The sequence below is a fragment of the Streptomyces sp. CHD11 genome (assembly GCF_018638295.1).
Classification (GTDB): domain Bacteria; phylum Actinomycetota; class Actinomycetes; order Streptomycetales; family Streptomycetaceae; genus Streptomyces.
In genome coordinates, this window is record NZ_JABTTS010000002.1 from 80845 (window position 1) to 95493 (window position 14649).

The window sequence follows — 14649 nt, forward strand, 5'->3', positions numbered from 1 at the left end:
CCAGCCACACACGACCCGCGGTCGCCGAACCACCTGCCCCCGCAGGCGGGACGGCGCCCATCGAAGGCCGGGGGCCACCAGGATCTCTGGTGGCCCCCGGCCTTCGGCATTGCGTACGTCGGACACAACACCCCGCCCCGAACAAACACCGCAGACAACAGCCGAACCCGGCGCAGCGAAAGGGCGGGGCCCCGGGTTGGTGAACCCGGGGCCCCGCCCTGAACGCTGCCGACTGCTACGCCGTACTCATGACCATGGGGCCGTCAGTTGTCGTCCTCGTCGATCAGGAAGCCGCGCATCGGCGAGGGCGCCTGACCCATCGGCGACGGGCCCTGCGGACGTACCGGCGCCATGGGCTGGGTCATCGCCGGCTGCATCTGCTGCTGGCCGCCGCCGTAGGACGGGCCGCCCTGCTGACCGGGACCGCCACCCATGCCCTGGTTCCCGCCGTAGGACGGCGCACCGGCACCGGCCGGAGCCATCGAGGGCGCCGGGGACGGCGGCAGCGACGGAGCGGCGCTGGCGGGCTGGCGCGGCGGGGCGAGCGAGTCGTCCGCCTGGGTCTCCAACTGACGCAGCTGGGACTCCAGGTAGGACTTCAGCCGCGTGCGGTACTCGCGCTCGAAGCCGCGCAGGTCCTCGACCTTGCGCTCCAGCGTGGCGCGGGCGGACTCCAGGGAGCCCATCGCGACGCGGTGCTTCTCCTGCGCGTCCCGCTCCAGGGCGTCGGCCTTGGAGCGGGCGTCCCGCTCGAGACCCTCGGCACGCGAACGCGCCTCGCCCACGATCTTGTTGGCCTCGGAACGGGCCTCCGCGATCGCCTGGTCGGCGGTCTGCTGGGCCAGCGACAGCACACGTGCGGCGCTGTCGCCGCCGGGGCCACCCTGGCCGGGCATACCGGGACCGCCCATAGGACCGCCCATGGGGCCGCCCATCGGGCCGCCGTGGCCCATCTGCCCCTGCATCGGGCCGCCCTGGCCCATCGGCCCGGGACCCTGGCCCATGGGGCCGGGACCCTGGGGGCCGCCCTGTCCGCCGGGGCCGGCGGGCAGCTGGGGAGCACCGCTCGGCAGCTGCGGGGGACCACCCATGGGTCCGCCCATCTGCTGCTGCGGCGGGCCCGATATGCCGGCGGGCACCGGACCGCCGGGACCTCGCATGCCCTGCTGCGGCATCCCCTGCTGCGGCATTCCCTGCTGCGGCATTCCCTGCGGGGGCATGCCCTGCTGGGGCATCCCCTGGGGCGGTCCCTGCTGTTGCTGCTGTTGCTGCTGTTGCTGCTGCTGCTGGTCCTGCTGCTCAGGAGGCTTGCGCATGTTCTGCTGGTTCTGGGCAGCGGCACGCGTGGCCGCGGCCAGCTTGGCGCGCAGGTCCTCGTTCTCGCGGAGCAGGCGCGTCAGTTCGGCTTCGACCTCGTCGAGGAAGGCATCGACCTCGTCCTCGTCATAGCCTTCTCGGAGGCGGACGGTCGTGAACTGCTTGTTCCGAACGTCCTCGGGGGTCAACGGCATCTCTTCACCTCAACGTAGTCATCGGCAGTCGGCAAGACCGTATCGTCCACAGTCACCTCGCGAGATTGCCCACGATCGAGATCAGGATGTAGACGATGATCATCAGTACGAAGAAGGACAGGTCGAGTGCCACGCCCCCGAGACGCAGCGGCGGGATGAACCGCCGCAGAAGCTTCAACGGTGGATCGGTGACAGTGTAGGTGGCCTCCAGTACGACCACCATCGCCTTGCCGGGTTGCCACGAGCGGGCGAACTGGAACACGTAGTCCATGACCAAACGGAAGATCAGCACGATGAGGAACACCATCAGCGCGATGTAGATCACCTGCGCGAACACGCTCATGGTCTGTTTTTCCCTCTCCCCTGTACCGCTCTTGATTCCGGTCCTGCGTCTCAGCTCTGGTTGAAGAACCCGCCCTCTGCGATGCGGGCCTTGTCCTCCGCCGTGACATCGACGTTAGCAGGCGACAACAGGAACACCTTCTGCGTCACCCGCTCGATGCTGCCGTGAAGACCAAACACCAAACCCGCCGCAAAGTCGACAAGTCGCTTCGCATCTGTGTCATCCATCTCAGTGAGATTCATGATCACCGGCGTGCCCTCACGGAAGTGTTCCCCGATGGTACGGGCCTCGTTGTAGGTCCGGGGGTGAAGTGTGGTGATCCGGTAAGGCTCTCGTTCCGACACGACCTTGGGCATGATCACCGGTGCGTTCTTCTCCAGACTCGCGCGTTCTTGTGTGATGGACGACACGGGCGCGATCCGCGCCGGACGTGGTGATTCCGCGGGGAGCGAAGCGGAACGGGCGACCGGTTCGCGCGGCGCGGGAGGGTGAGCGACTCGTACCTCTTCGCCCCTTTGGGGCTGATGTGATCCGTGGGACTGGTGGACCGGCTCGTGCCGCCGGTGGTGGTCCCGCTCGGGCTCCGGGTCGAGTTCGGGTTCAAAGTCGTCGTCTGGGTCGAATCCGCGGCCGTCGTACCCATCGTCCTCCACGAGGCCGAGGTAGACCGCCATCTTGCGCATCGCGCCGGCCATGCTCCGAGTCCTCCGCTCTGTGGTGGATCCGCTGACGACCGCCAAGTGCCCGCGATCCACTAGGTCTTTCGTCCGCTGTTCGGCGGAACTGACCATATTTTCTGCTGTGGTCCGACTTCTTGGCGACGTTACCCGAGGCCGGGGCGGACTCCGAGTACCGCACTGCCGACGCGCACATGTGTCGCTCCGGCGGCCACAGCCTGTTCGAGGTCCGCACTCATCCCTGCCGAGACCATGTTCGCAGCCGGATGAACCCCGCGCAGGTCGGTCGACAAATCCATCAACCGCTCGAACGCCGCCTGTTCACGTCCGGCGAACTCGCCGGTGAGCGGCGCGACGGTCATCAGTCCGCCGAGCCGCAGCCCTTCGGACCGCGCGACCAGCCCGGCCAGCTCCATGACACCGGCCGGCGCGACACCCCCGCGCTCCCCCCGGCCGCTCGCGCCGGCATCCAGCGCCACCTGGATCAGACAGCCGATCTCACGCCCCGCCCGCACGGCCTCCCTGGAGAGGGACGACACCAGCCGGGAACGGTCCACGGACTGCACAAAGCCGGCATAACCGACCACCGACCGCACCTTGTTGGTCTGAAGCTGACCGACGAAGTGCCAGGTGAGGGGCAGGTCCGCGCACTCGGCCGCCTTGGGCGCGGCATCCTGGTCCCGGTTCTCGGCGACATGGCGGACGCCGAGCTCCGACAGAATCCGCACATCGCTCGCGGGGTAGGTCTTGGTGACCACCACGAGGGTCACCTCCTCGCGCGCGCGTCCCGCCGCGGCACAGGCGGCGGCGATCCGCTCCTCCACTTTCGCCAGGTTCGCGGCGAGTTCGTCCCTACGGTCCGTCATGTCCCATCAGTCCAGCCACACATAGCCCGCGAGCCGCCCCGTGGTGCGGTCCCGGCGGTACGAGAAGTGATCAGCCGACTCACGTGTGCACACCGCCGACTGCTCCAGGTCGCGCACCCCGAGCCGTTCGAGTTGCGTCCGCACACCCGCGGCCACGTCGACCGCCGGTGTTCCCCAGCTCGTCGTGGCGCGCGCCGCCGGCTCGGCGGCGGCCACCTCGTCGCGCATCGCGTCGGGCACCTCGTAGCACCGGCCGCACACTGCGGGCCCGGTGCGGGCGACGATCCGGGCGGGGTCGGCGCCGAGGCCGGTCATGGCCCGTACGGCGGCGGGCACCACCCCGGCGAGCATGCCGGGCCGGCCCGCGTGCGCCGCCGCGACGACTCCCGCCACCGGGTCGGCCAGCAGCACCGGCACACAGTCGGCGGTGAGTACGGCGAGGGGGAGCCCGCGCCGCGCGGTGACGATCGCGTCCACCTCGGGGACCGGACGCTCGCCCCAGGGTTCGTCGACCACGAGCGCGTCGGCCCGGTGCACCTGGTTCATCCACACGACCCGGGCCGGGTCCACGCCGAGCGACTTGGCGGCCAGTTCGCGGTTGGCGCGCACCGCGCCGGGGTCGTCACCGGCCTCCCCCGCTCTCGACTCCGCTCGAGCGGGGGTACCCCCACCGCCGAGGTTGAGCTCCGCATACGGAGCGGCGCTCACCCCGCCCCACCGGTCGGTGAAGGCGAAGTGCGCGCCGCCCACGCTCTCGCGCCGTCCTATCACTTCAGGAAGTCCGGTACATCCAGTTCCTCGGCCGCGCTGTCGTACGTCCGCGAAGGCGGGACCGGGGGCGCGACGGCCGGGATGTCGGCCACCGGCTCCGGTACCACCGGCTCCGGGTCCTCCTTCGGCGTGACGCTGCCGAGCGAGCCGAAGGACGGGCGGCTCTCCGGCCGGCCGGCCGGGGCCGGCTCCTCGCGCTTGGCCGAGGACGACCCGATCACGTTGTCCCGCTTGGAGGGCGGCTGGCCGCCGTCGAAGCCGGCCGCGATCACGGTGACCCGGACCTCGTCGCCGAGGGCGTCGTCGATCACCGCGCCGAAGATGATGTTGGCCTCGGGGTGGGCGGCCTCGCTGACCAGCTGAGCGGCCTCGTTGATCTCGAACAGGCCGAGGTCGGAGCCGCCGGAGATGGAGAGCAGCACGCCGCGGGCGCCGTCGATGGAGGCCTCCAGCAGCGGTGAGGAGATGGCCATCTCGGCCGCCGCCACCGCGCGGTCGTCGCCGCGCGCCGAACCGATGCCCATGAGTGCCGAACCGGCCTCGGACATGACCGACTTGACGTCGGCGAAGTCGAGGTTGATCAGGCCCGGGGTGGTGATGAGGTCGGTGATGCCCTGCACACCGGAGAGCAGTACCTGGTCCGCCGACTTGAAGGCGTCGAGGACCGACACCTGGCGGTCGGAGATGGACAGCAACCGGTCGTTCGGGATCACGATGAGGGTGTCGACCTCTTCGCGGAGCTCGGCGATGCCGTCCTCGGCCTGGTTCGCGCGGCGCCGGCCCTCGAAGGTGAACGGCCGGGTGACCACACCGATGGTGAGGGCGCCGAGCGAGCGGGCGATGTTGGCCACGACGGGCGCGCCGCCGGTACCGGTGCCGCCGCCCTCGCCGGCCGTGACGAAGACCATGTCGGCCCCCTTGAGGACCTCCTCGATCTCCTCGCGGTGGTCCTCGGCGGCCTTGCGGCCGACGGCCGGGTTGGCTCCGGCACCCAGTCCGCGGGTGAGTTCACGGCCGACGTCGAGCTTGACGTCGGCGTCGCTCATCAACAGGGCTTGCGCGTCGGTGTTGATGGCGATGAACTCGACGCCCTTGAGACCGACCTCGATCATCCGGTTGATGGCATTGACACCACCGCCGCCGACACCGATGACTTTGATGACTGCGAGGTAGTTCTGCGGTGCTGCCACGTCGAAGGCCTCTCGCCTCGAGTTACGTGTCGCCTTCTCGCGGTTGCGCCGCGGTCCGGCGACTGATGCCGAATGGGACGGTCCGTAGCGCCGACCCGAACCCTAACGTTGAAGTTTAGGGTTACCAGTGTGTCTGTTCCCTGGAGTCCTCTGAACAGGACACTAAGTCGACAAGTGGCGCACGTTCAACGAACACGCCGAACCTCCCGTTTTTCTTTTCACCCTATGTGATCAGCCGTAGCGCTGCCCACTCAGGGTGCTGGCCTGCACTGATACCCGTCAACTGCCTGATGACGCCGGGGCCGTGGGAACGCTGACGTCGAAGTGCCGCGCGCGGGGCTCCGCTTTCAGCAGCGCGGTGAGAGTACGGCCCTTCTCGGCACCCTTCTCGGCGCTTCCCCAGTGGACCGTGCGGCCGTCCGCCAGTTCCAGCGAGATGTCGTCGTAGGAACGGACCTTGACGCTCCGCGTGGCCCTCGCCACGGCCTCGGGAAGGACGCCGGCCACCCGCGCCGCCGCGCGCGCCAGCCGGTCGTCGCCGAAGCGACGCAGGCTGGCCGCCGCGGAACCGCTCCCGGAAGTTTCCCATTTCAGCTCGGGTACACCGCGGGGCGCCTTGGAAACCGTCGCGAACCGGACACCCTCGTCGTCCACTTCGATGAACTTCCCGTCTTTGTGGACGACGAGAACCGGGGTGCGTTCCGTCACTTTCAGGGTGATTTCACTCGGCCAGGAACGCATCACGTCCACCGTCTCGATGCGGGGCAACGCCTCGGCCAGCCGGGCCTCGATCGTCTCGGTGTCGACGGAAATCAGCTGTTCCCCGAGCGGCACGTCGGCGGCCCCGCGTACCTGGGCCGGCGTCAGGACACCGGTCCCGGAGACGGACACGCGCTCCACACGCACCAGGTCCGACCCGTACAGCAGCCAGAAGGCGCCGGTTCCCAGGAACGCCAGGACGACCACCAGTGCGATCATCCGATGAAGGCGCCGTCGCCCGGACCTCCGGACGGGCGGCGGGCCGGACGACTCCCGCTTGCGTTCACCGCGCTCCACGGTGGTCGATCCGGCCACGCTCCCTGCCTTCCGTCATGCGCCCTCAACGATGTGCACGGGCGGCGATCGCCTCGTACACCATGCCGACGAGCAGATCGTCGGCGTCCCGGCGGCCGAACTCGGCGGCGGCGCGGGACATCTCGTACAGCCGGTGCGGGTCCGCGAGCACCGGCAGCACGGTCTGCTGCAGCCACTCCGGGGTCAGTTCCGCGTCGTCGACCAGCAGTCCGCCGCCGGCCTTGACGACCGGCTGGGCGTTGAGCCGCTGTTCGCCGTTGCCGATGGGCAGCGGGACGTAGGCGGCCGGGAGTCCGACGGCGGAGAGTTCGGCGACGGTCATCGCGCCCGCCCGGCAGAGCATCATGTCGGCGGCGGCGTACGCGAGGTCCATCCGGTCCAGGTAACTTACCGGGATGTAGGGCGGCATGCCCGGCATCTGCTGGACCTGCGGCAGTTCGTTCTTCGGGCCGACCGCGTGCAGGATCTGGATGCCGGCCTGCTGGAGCCACGGAGCGACCTGCTGGACGACCTCGTTGAGCCGGCGGGCCCCCTGCGAGCCGCCGGAGACCAGCAGCGTCGGCAGGTTGGGGTCGAGCCCGAACGCGGCGCGGGCCTCGGGGCGCACGGCGGCCCGGTCGAGGGTGGAGATGGAACGGCGCAGCGGGATGCCGATGTAGCGGGAGTTGCGCAGCTTGCTGTCGGGCGTGGACACCGCGACCTGGGCGGCGTACCGGGAGCCGATCTTGTTGGCCAGTCCGGGCCGGGCGTTGGCCTCGTGGATCACGATCGGCACACCGAGCCGCTTGGCCGCGAGGTAACCGGGCAGGGCGACGTAGCCGCCGAACCCGACCACGGCGTCCGCCTTGGTGCGCTCCAGGATCTGCTCGGCCGCCTTGATCGTGCCCCGCAGCCGCCCCGGGACGGTGATCAGCTCGGGGGTCGGCTTGCGTGGCAGCGGAACGGCGGGGATCAGCGCCAGTTCGTACCCGCGCTCGGGTACGAGGCGGGTCTCGAGGCCGCGTTCCGTGCCCAGGGCCGTGATGCCCACGGCCGGATCCTGCCTGCGCAGGGCGTCCGCGAGGGCGAGCGCGGGCTCGATATGGCCCGCGGTTCCTCCGCCGGCGAGTACGACATGCACCGAAATTCACCGCTCTCCGGACGAACGCACCCCCGGGGCGCGCCGTCGCATCGTGTTCCATCTCCGGGGCCCCTGAGAGCCCCTGACCCGCTTTTTACCAAAGCGGGGTTGCCGCATCGCAAGCGCCATCCGCGCAGCGGGGTCCTCACGCGCGAAGGCGATCAGCAACCCGATGGCGAACATGGTCGGCAGCAGGGCGGACCCTCCGTAGGAGAACAGCGGGAGCGGGACACCGGCGATCGGCAGCAGACCGAGCACCGCACCCATGTTGATCACGGCCTGGGCCGTGATCCAGGTGGTCACGCCTCCCGCGGCATACCTCACGAAGGGGTCCTCCGTGCGTCCGGCCACGCGGATACCCGCATAGCCTAGAGCCGCGAACAGGGCGAGTACCGACAGTGTCCCCGCCAGGCCCAGTTCCTCACCGGTGACGGCGAAAATGAAGTCCGTGTGAGCTTCAGGCAGTTGGCCCCATTTCTCCACGCTCGCGCCGAGGCCGGAACCGAAGATCCCGCCGGAGGCGAGGGCGTAGATCCCGTGCACGGCCTGCCAGCAGTCGACCGGGCCGGTCTGGGGCTCTGTGGCGCCGAGGCAGGAAAGCCTGGCCATGCGGTTCTCGCTGGTCCCGATGAGGAGCGCGCCGAGCAGCACGGCGACGGCCAGCACACCGGCGAACAGCCGGGTGGGCGCCCCGGCCAGCCACAGCAGGCCGAACAGGATCGCCGTCAGGATGATGGCCGTACCCATGTCGCCGCCCAGCATGATCAGCCCGAGCAGCATGAAGGCGGCCGGCACCAGCGGTACCAGCATGTGCTTCCACTGGGTCAGCAGCCGCCTGTCCTGCTTGCGGGCGAGCAGATCGGCGCCCCACAGGACCAGCGCGAGCTTGCCGAACTCGCTCGGCTGGAGCTGGAAACTGCCGCCGAGGGCGATCCAGTTCTGGTTGCCGTTGACCGCGACCCCTATCCCCGGCACCTGCACCAGGGCCATCAGGAAGACGGCTCCCGCCAGGATGGGATAGGCCAGGGCCCGGTGCAGTTTCACCGGCATCCGGGAGGCCGCGAGCAGCAGGACAGCGCCGATCCCGGCGGCCAGCAGCTGTTTGCGGAAGAAGTAGGAGCCCGGCAGTGACATCTGCAGCGCCGTGATCTGGGAGGCCGAGTAGACCATCACCAGGCCCAGCACGGTGATCAGCAGACTGCCGCCGAGGATCAGGTAGTACGCGGTCAGCGGCCGGTCCCAGGCCTTGCGCGCCCGGGTGACCAGGGTGCGGACGGGATTCTCGCGCGGGGGTCCGGGTACGGCGGGCCGGCGCGCGGCCCGCTGCACGGGCGGCCGGCCGGTACGGCTACCGGGCATCCCGGCCTCCCCGGTACGCCGGACGGCAGGACCCGGGGCCCGCCGTCCGGATGGCGCCGCGGACGCGGGCTCGGGCGCGCACTCCCCCGGCGGCGCCGGTGCCGGCTGCCGGGGCTGCGCCCCGGCAGCACCCTCCTCCGCCTCTCGGCCCCACGCTCCGGACCCCGCTCACGGCCCCGACGAGGTGCCGTCGGCTCCCCGCGTCCCGATCCCGATGACAGGCCCTAGACGGTCCCACGCGTCCCTCCCAAGGTCGCCCGGCGCCAGGCGGGCCGGGGGTCAGGCGCCGAGCTCGCGCACCGCCTGTGCGAACGCTTCACCGCGCTTGTTGTAGTTGGCGAACATGTCCATCGAGGCGCAGGCGGGGGCCAGCAGTACCGTGTCGCCGGGCCGTGCGAGCCGCTGCGCCTCCTGGACAGCCTGGAGCATCGCCCCAGTGTCGGTCCGGTCGAGGTCGACGACCGGTACTTCCGGGGCGTGTCGCGCCAGGGCTTCGCGGATCAGGGCACGGTCCCTGCCGATCAGCACGGCACCGCGCAGCCGCTTCGCGGAGTCCGTGACGAGTTCGTCGAAGGCGGCGCCCTTGGCGAGGCCGCCGGCGATCCACACGATCGACTCGTACGCCGCCAACGAGGCGCCGGCGGCATGGGTGTTGGTGGCCTTGGAGTCGTCGACCCAGGCGACGCCGTCCAGGTCGGCGACGTGCGTGATGCGGTGGGCGTCCGGGGTGAAGGCGCGCAGGCCGTCCCGTACGGCGCTCGCGGGCACACCGTAGGCCCGCGCGAGGGCGGCGGCGGCGAGGGCGTTGGCGACGTTGTGCGGGGCCGGGGGCCTGACGTCGGACACCTCGGCGAGTTCCTGGGCGTTCTTCTGCCGGTTCTCGACGAAGGCGCGGTCGACCAGGATGCCCTCCACGACACCGAGTTGGGAGGGTCCGGGGGGGCCCAGGGTGAAGCCGACGGCGCGGCAGCCCTCCTCGACGTCGGCCTCGCGGACCAGGTCCTCGGTGGCCTTGTCCGCGGCGTTGTAGACGCAGGCGATCCGATTGCCCTCGTAGACACGGCCCTTGTCGGCGGCGTACGCCTCCATGGAACCGTGCCAGTCGAGGTGGTCCGGGGCGAGGTTGAGCACGGCGGCGGAGTGGGCGCGCAGCGAAGGGGCCCAGTGGAGCTGGTAGCTGGACAGCTCCACGGCGAGCACGTCGTACTCCTCCTCGCCGAGCACCGCGCCGAGGAGGGAGACGCCGATGTTGCCGACGGCCGCGGTGCGCAGACCGGCCGCCTCCAGGATGGAGGCGAGCATCTGCACGGTGGTGGTCTTGCCGTTGGTGCCGGTGACCGCGAGCCAGGGGGCCGCGCCGGGCTTCCTGAGCCGCCAGGCGAGTTCGACGTCGCCCCACACCGGCACCCCGGCCGCCGCCGCCGCCGCGAACAGCGGCTTGTCCGGCCTCCAGCCGGGGGCGGTGACGATCAGTTCGGTGCCTTCGGGCAGACCCGCGGCAGAACCGCTGTCGGATGCGGTGCCGTCCCCGAGGCGGACGGTGACGCCGAGCGCCTCCAGTTCCGCGGCCTGCTCGCGGGCGCGGGCGTCGTCCCCGTCGTTGACGACGGTGACCTTCGCGCCGAGCCCGTGGAGCGCCCTGGCCGCCGGGACACCCGAGACGCCGAGCCCCGCGACGGTGACGTGCCTGCCCTGCCAGTCGGTCACTTGTCCGCTGCCCATCCCGCGTAGAAGAGACCCAGTCCGACGATCACACAGATGCCCTGGATGATCCAGAAGCGGACCACCACAAGGACTTCGGACCAGCCTTTGAGTTCGAAGTGATGCTGGAGTGGCGCCATCCGGAAGACCCGCTTACCGGTGAGCCGGAACGAGCCGACCTGGATGACCACCGACATGGTGATGAGGACGAACAGACCGCCGAGGATGGCGAGCAGCAGCTCGGTGCGGGAGCAGATCGCGAGTCCGGCGAGGACACCGCCGAGCGCGAGCGAACCGGTGTCGCCCATGAAGATCTTGGCGGGCGAGGTGTTCCACCACAGGAAGCCGAGGCAGGATCCCATCAGCGCGGCGGAGACCACCGCCAGGTCGAGCGGGTCGCGGACCTCGTAGCAGGCCCCCGGGTTGGTCAGGGTCTGCGCGTTGGCGCAGGACTCCTGCCACTGCCAGACGCCGATGAACGTGTAGGCGCCGAAGACGAGGACGGAGGCACCGGTGGCGAGGCCGTCGAGACCGTCGGTGAGGTTCACGCCGTTCGACATCGCGAGGATCATGAACAGCGCCCAGACCACGAACAGCACCGGGCCGATGGTCCAGCCGAAGTCGGTGATGAACGACAGCTTGGTGGAGGCCGGGGTGTTGCCGCGGGCGTCCGCGAACTGGAGCGAGAGCACCGCGAAGGCGATACCGCCGAGGAGCTGTCCGGCCAGCTTCGCCTTGGCCCGCAGACCCAGCGAACGCCGCTTGACGATCTTGATGTAGTCGTCGAGGAAGCCGACCAGACCCATGCCGACCATCAGGCCGAGCACCAGCACACCGGAGTAGGTCGGCGGCTTGCCGGTGATGAGCTTCGACAGGAAGTAGGCGGCGACCGTCGCCAGGATGAAGGCGATGCCGCCCATCGTCGGCGTACCGCGCTTGCTGGCGTGCTCGCGCGGTCCGTCGTCGCGGATGTACTGCCCGTACCCCTTGCGGGCGAGCAGTTTGATCAGCAGCGGAGTGCCGCCCAGCGTCAGGAAGAGGCCAATGACTCCTGAGAACAGGATCTGATTCATCATCGGGCGGCGACCTCACCCTCGGCACCGGTCTCGAGCAGCGCCTGCGCCACGCTCTCGAGCCCGACCGAACGGGACGCCTTCACGAGTACGACATCCCCCGGGCGCAATTCGCTGCGCAACAGGTCGACAGCCGCCTGTGCGTCGGACACGTGCACCGACTCCTCACCCCACGAACCCTCGTTATATGCGCCCAGTTGCAGCCAGGCGGCTTCCCTGCCCCCGACCGCGACGAGCTTGCTGACGTTGAGCCGGACGGCGAGCCGTCCGACCGCGTCGTGCTCGGCGAGCGCCTCGTCCCCGAGCTCGGCCATCCTGCCGAGCACCGCCCACGTACGACGCCCTCTGCCCATGGCCGCCAGCGCGCGCAGCGCGGCCTTCATGGACTCGGGGTTCGCGTTGTAGGCGTCGTTGACGACCGTCACGCCGTCCGGGCGCTCGGTGACCTCCATCCGCCAGCGGGAGAGGGAGCCCGCCTCGGAGAGCGCGCGGGCGATCTCGTCAGCGGACATGCCCAACTCGTGGGCGACGGCGGCCGCGGCGAGCGCGTTCGACACGTGATGCTCACCGTACAGGCGCATGGTCACATCGGATGCACCGGAGGGTGTGTGAAGCCTGAAGGAGGGCTGTCCGCTGTCCGTGAGTCGCACGTTCTCCGCCCGAACGTCCGCTTCGTCGGACTCTCCGAAAAGGATCACCTTCGCCTTCGTACGGGAGGCCATGGCCCGTACGAGAGGGTCGTCCGCGTTGAGGACGGCGGCGCCGCCCTCCCCGGCCGGGGGCAGGGCCTCGACCAGTTCGCCCTTGGCCTGCGCGATCTGCTCCCGGCCGCCGAACTCGCCGATGTGCGCGGAGCCGACGTTCAGGACCAGGCCGACCTTCGGCGGTGTCAGACCCGCGAGGTAACGGATGTGGCCGATTCCGCGCGCGCCCATCTCCAGCACGAGGAACCGGGTGTCCCCGGTGGCGGTGAGCGCGGTCAGCGGCAGGCCGATCTCGTTGTTGAGGGAGCCGGGGGTGAAGACCGTCGGCGCCGTGCTGCCGAGCACCTGGGCGATGAGGTCCTTGGTGCTGGTCTTGCCGGCCGAGCCGGTGAGCGCGACGAGGGTCGCGCCCAGCCGGCCGACGACATGCCGGGCGAGGGCTCCGAGAGCCGCCTGGACGTCGTCGACGACGATCGCGGGCACCCCGACGGGCCGGGAGGCCAGCACCGCGGCCGCGCCCGCCTCGACGACCGCGGCCGCGTAGTCGTGTCCGTCCACGCGCTCGCCGGCGAAGGCGACGAACAGGCTGCCGGGCCCCGCCTCCCGCGAGTCCCGGACCACCGGCCCGGTGACCCGGACGGACGGGTCCGGTATGTCGTGCGTCTTCCCGCCGACGACTTCTGCGATCTCGGCGAGGGAGAGGGCGATCACAAGTTCATCCCTGGGTCTTCTTGATGGCTTCGCGAAGCACCTGACGGTCGTCGAAGGGACGCACCACCCCGGCGATGTGCTGACCCTGCTCGTGGCCCTTGCCCGCGACCAGCACGGTGTCGCCGGGCCGCGCCCTGGCGACGGCGGCGGCGATCGCGGCGGCCCGGTCCTCGAAGACCTGCACCTCGCCCCGCTCGTGGGCGGGCACCGAGGCGGCGCCCTGGAGCATGACGGCGAGGATCCCGAGGGGGTCCTCGGAGCGGGGGTTGTCGGAGGTCAGTACGGCGGTGTCGGCGAGCCGCGCGGCGGCGGCGCCCATGCGCTCCCGCTTGGTGGTGTCGCGGTCGCCGCCGCAGCCGAGCACGATGTGCACCTCGCCTTCGGTGACCTTGCGCAGGGCGCGCAGCACCGACTCGACGGCGTCGGTCTTGTGGGCGTAGTCGACCACCGCGAGGTAGGGCTGGCCGGCGTCCACGCGCTCCAGCCGGCCGGGCACGCCCGGCACGGCGGCGACGCCGTCGGCGGCGGCCTGCGGGTCGAGTCCCGCGGCAGCGAGGGAGACGATCGCGGCCAGGGTGTTGGCCACGTTGAAGGGGCCCGGCAGCGGCGAGCGCGCGGTGATCCGCTCACCCTCGGGGCCGACCACGGTCAGCGTCGAGTCCATCGGGCCGACCTCGACGTCCTCGGCGCGCCAGTCGGCGTCGGGGTGGCCCTCGGCGGAGTAGGTGACGACGGGGACGCCGGCCTCCTTGACGAGGCGGCGGCCGTACTCGTCGTCCACGTTGACCACGCCGAGCCGGCTGCGCGCGGGCGTGAACAGCTGCGCCTTCGCCTGGAAGTAGTCCTCCATCCCGGAGTGGAACTCCATGTGCTCCGGGCTGAGGTTGGTGAAGACCGCGATGTCGAAGACACAGCCGTCGACCCGGCCGAGGACCAGGGCGTGGCTGGACACCTCCATGGCGACCGCGTCGGTGCCGCGTTCACGCATGACGGCGAGGAGCGCCTGGAGGTCGGTGGCCTCCGGTGTGGTCCGCTCGGACTTGATGCGCTCGTCGCCGATGCGCATCTCGACCGTGCCGATGAGTCCCGTGCTGCGGACGGTCCTCAGACCGCCCTCGACGAGATAGGCGGTGGTGGTCTTGCCTGAGGTACCGGTGATGCCGATCTGGAGCAGATCGCGGCCCGGGTGGCCGTAGATGGTCGCGGCCAGCTCGCCCATCCGCGCGCGCGGGTCGTCCACCACCAGCGCCGGCAGTCCGGTCGCGGCGACGCGCTCGGCGCCGGACGGGTCGGTCAGTACGGCGACCGCGCCGAGGCCGGCGGCCTGGGTGACGAAGTCGGCGCCGTGGACGCGGGCGCCCGGGAGCGCGGCGTACAGGTCGCCGGGGCGGACGGCGCGCGAGTCATGGGTGATGCCCGTGACCCCGGCGGCCCGCTCCGGTACGGCGGCGCCCAGCTGACCGGCGAGTTCCGCGAGGGGTGTGGCGGAGACCCGGTCCGGGCGGGGCGGCCCCGGATATGTCACAGGGTGGCCCTTCTGGGCGGTTTG

13 protein-coding genes are annotated in these 14649 nt (G+C 70.8%); all 13 read right to left on the reverse strand.

Going from position 1 to position 14649, the window contains the following annotated elements; all coding sequences use genetic code 11:
- Positions 1-263: 263 nt before the first annotated feature.
- Positions 264-1511, reverse strand: a complete 1248-nt coding sequence (locus HTV45_RS02060; protein WP_215203836.1) for a DivIVA domain-containing protein — start codon at positions 1509-1511, stop codon at positions 264-266.
- Between the two features lie 52 nt (positions 1512-1563).
- On the reverse strand, positions 1564-1854 hold the full coding sequence (locus tag HTV45_RS02065) for a YggT family protein (RefSeq protein ID WP_004932337.1): 291 nt from the start codon (positions 1852-1854) through the stop codon (positions 1564-1566).
- Between the two features lie 50 nt (positions 1855-1904).
- Positions 1905-2549: a cell division protein SepF gene (locus HTV45_RS02070; RefSeq protein ID WP_215203837.1), complete on the reverse strand. Its 645-nt coding sequence runs from the start codon at positions 2547-2549 to the stop codon at positions 1905-1907.
- A 128-nt stretch (positions 2550-2677) separates the two neighbouring features.
- Positions 2678-3397: a YggS family pyridoxal phosphate-dependent enzyme gene (locus tag HTV45_RS02075; RefSeq protein ID WP_215203838.1), complete on the reverse strand. Its 720-nt coding sequence runs from the start codon at positions 3395-3397 to the stop codon at positions 2678-2680.
- 6 nt (positions 3398-3403) lie between these two features.
- Positions 3404-4168: a peptidoglycan editing factor PgeF gene (gene pgeF / locus HTV45_RS02080; protein ID WP_215203839.1), complete on the reverse strand. Its 765-nt coding sequence runs from the start codon at positions 4166-4168 to the stop codon at positions 3404-3406.
- Positions 4165-5358, reverse strand: coding sequence for a cell division protein FtsZ (gene ftsZ / locus HTV45_RS02085; RefSeq protein ID WP_215203840.1), 1194 nt, complete (start codon positions 5356-5358; stop codon positions 4165-4167). The genes pgeF and ftsZ overlap by 4 nt, the downstream gene beginning before the upstream one ends.
- A 279-nt stretch (positions 5359-5637) precedes the next feature.
- A complete protein-coding gene (locus HTV45_RS02090) occupies positions 5638-6432 on the reverse strand; it encodes an FtsQ-type POTRA domain-containing protein (protein ID WP_215203841.1) in 795 nt (264 codons plus the stop codon).
- A 25-nt stretch (positions 6433-6457) separates the two neighbouring features.
- Positions 6458-7552 (reverse strand): undecaprenyldiphospho-muramoylpentapeptide beta-N-acetylglucosaminyltransferase, encoded by a 1095-nt coding sequence (gene murG, locus HTV45_RS02095; protein WP_215203842.1) that lies wholly within the window; start codon positions 7550-7552, stop codon positions 6458-6460.
- 6 nt (positions 7553-7558) lie between these two features.
- Positions 7559-8911, reverse strand: a complete 1353-nt coding sequence (gene ftsW / locus HTV45_RS02100) for a putative lipid II flippase FtsW (protein WP_215203843.1) — start codon at positions 8909-8911, stop codon at positions 7559-7561.
- A gap of 279 nt (positions 8912-9190) precedes the next feature.
- Positions 9191-10633 (reverse strand): UDP-N-acetylmuramoyl-L-alanine--D-glutamate ligase, encoded by a 1443-nt coding sequence (gene murD / locus HTV45_RS02105; RefSeq protein ID WP_215203844.1) that lies wholly within the window; start codon positions 10631-10633, stop codon positions 9191-9193.
- Entirely contained in the window at positions 10615-11688 is a 1074-nt protein-coding gene (gene mraY, locus HTV45_RS02110; protein ID WP_215203845.1) for a phospho-N-acetylmuramoyl-pentapeptide-transferase, read from the reverse strand. The genes murD and mraY overlap by 19 nt, the downstream gene beginning before the upstream one ends.
- The gene (gene murF / locus HTV45_RS02115) at positions 11685-13100 is read right to left on the reverse strand and encodes a UDP-N-acetylmuramoyl-tripeptide--D-alanyl-D-alanine ligase (RefSeq protein ID WP_215203846.1); all 1416 of its coding nucleotides are present in this window, start codon (positions 13098-13100) and stop codon (positions 11685-11687) included. Before murF ends, mraY begins: the two co-directional genes overlap by 4 nt.
- A gap of 4 nt (positions 13101-13104) precedes the next feature.
- Positions 13105-14625 (reverse strand): UDP-N-acetylmuramoyl-L-alanyl-D-glutamate--2,6-diaminopimelate ligase, encoded by a 1521-nt coding sequence (locus HTV45_RS02120; protein WP_215203847.1) that lies wholly within the window; start codon positions 14623-14625, stop codon positions 13105-13107.
- Between the last annotated feature and the right edge of the window lie 24 nt (positions 14626-14649).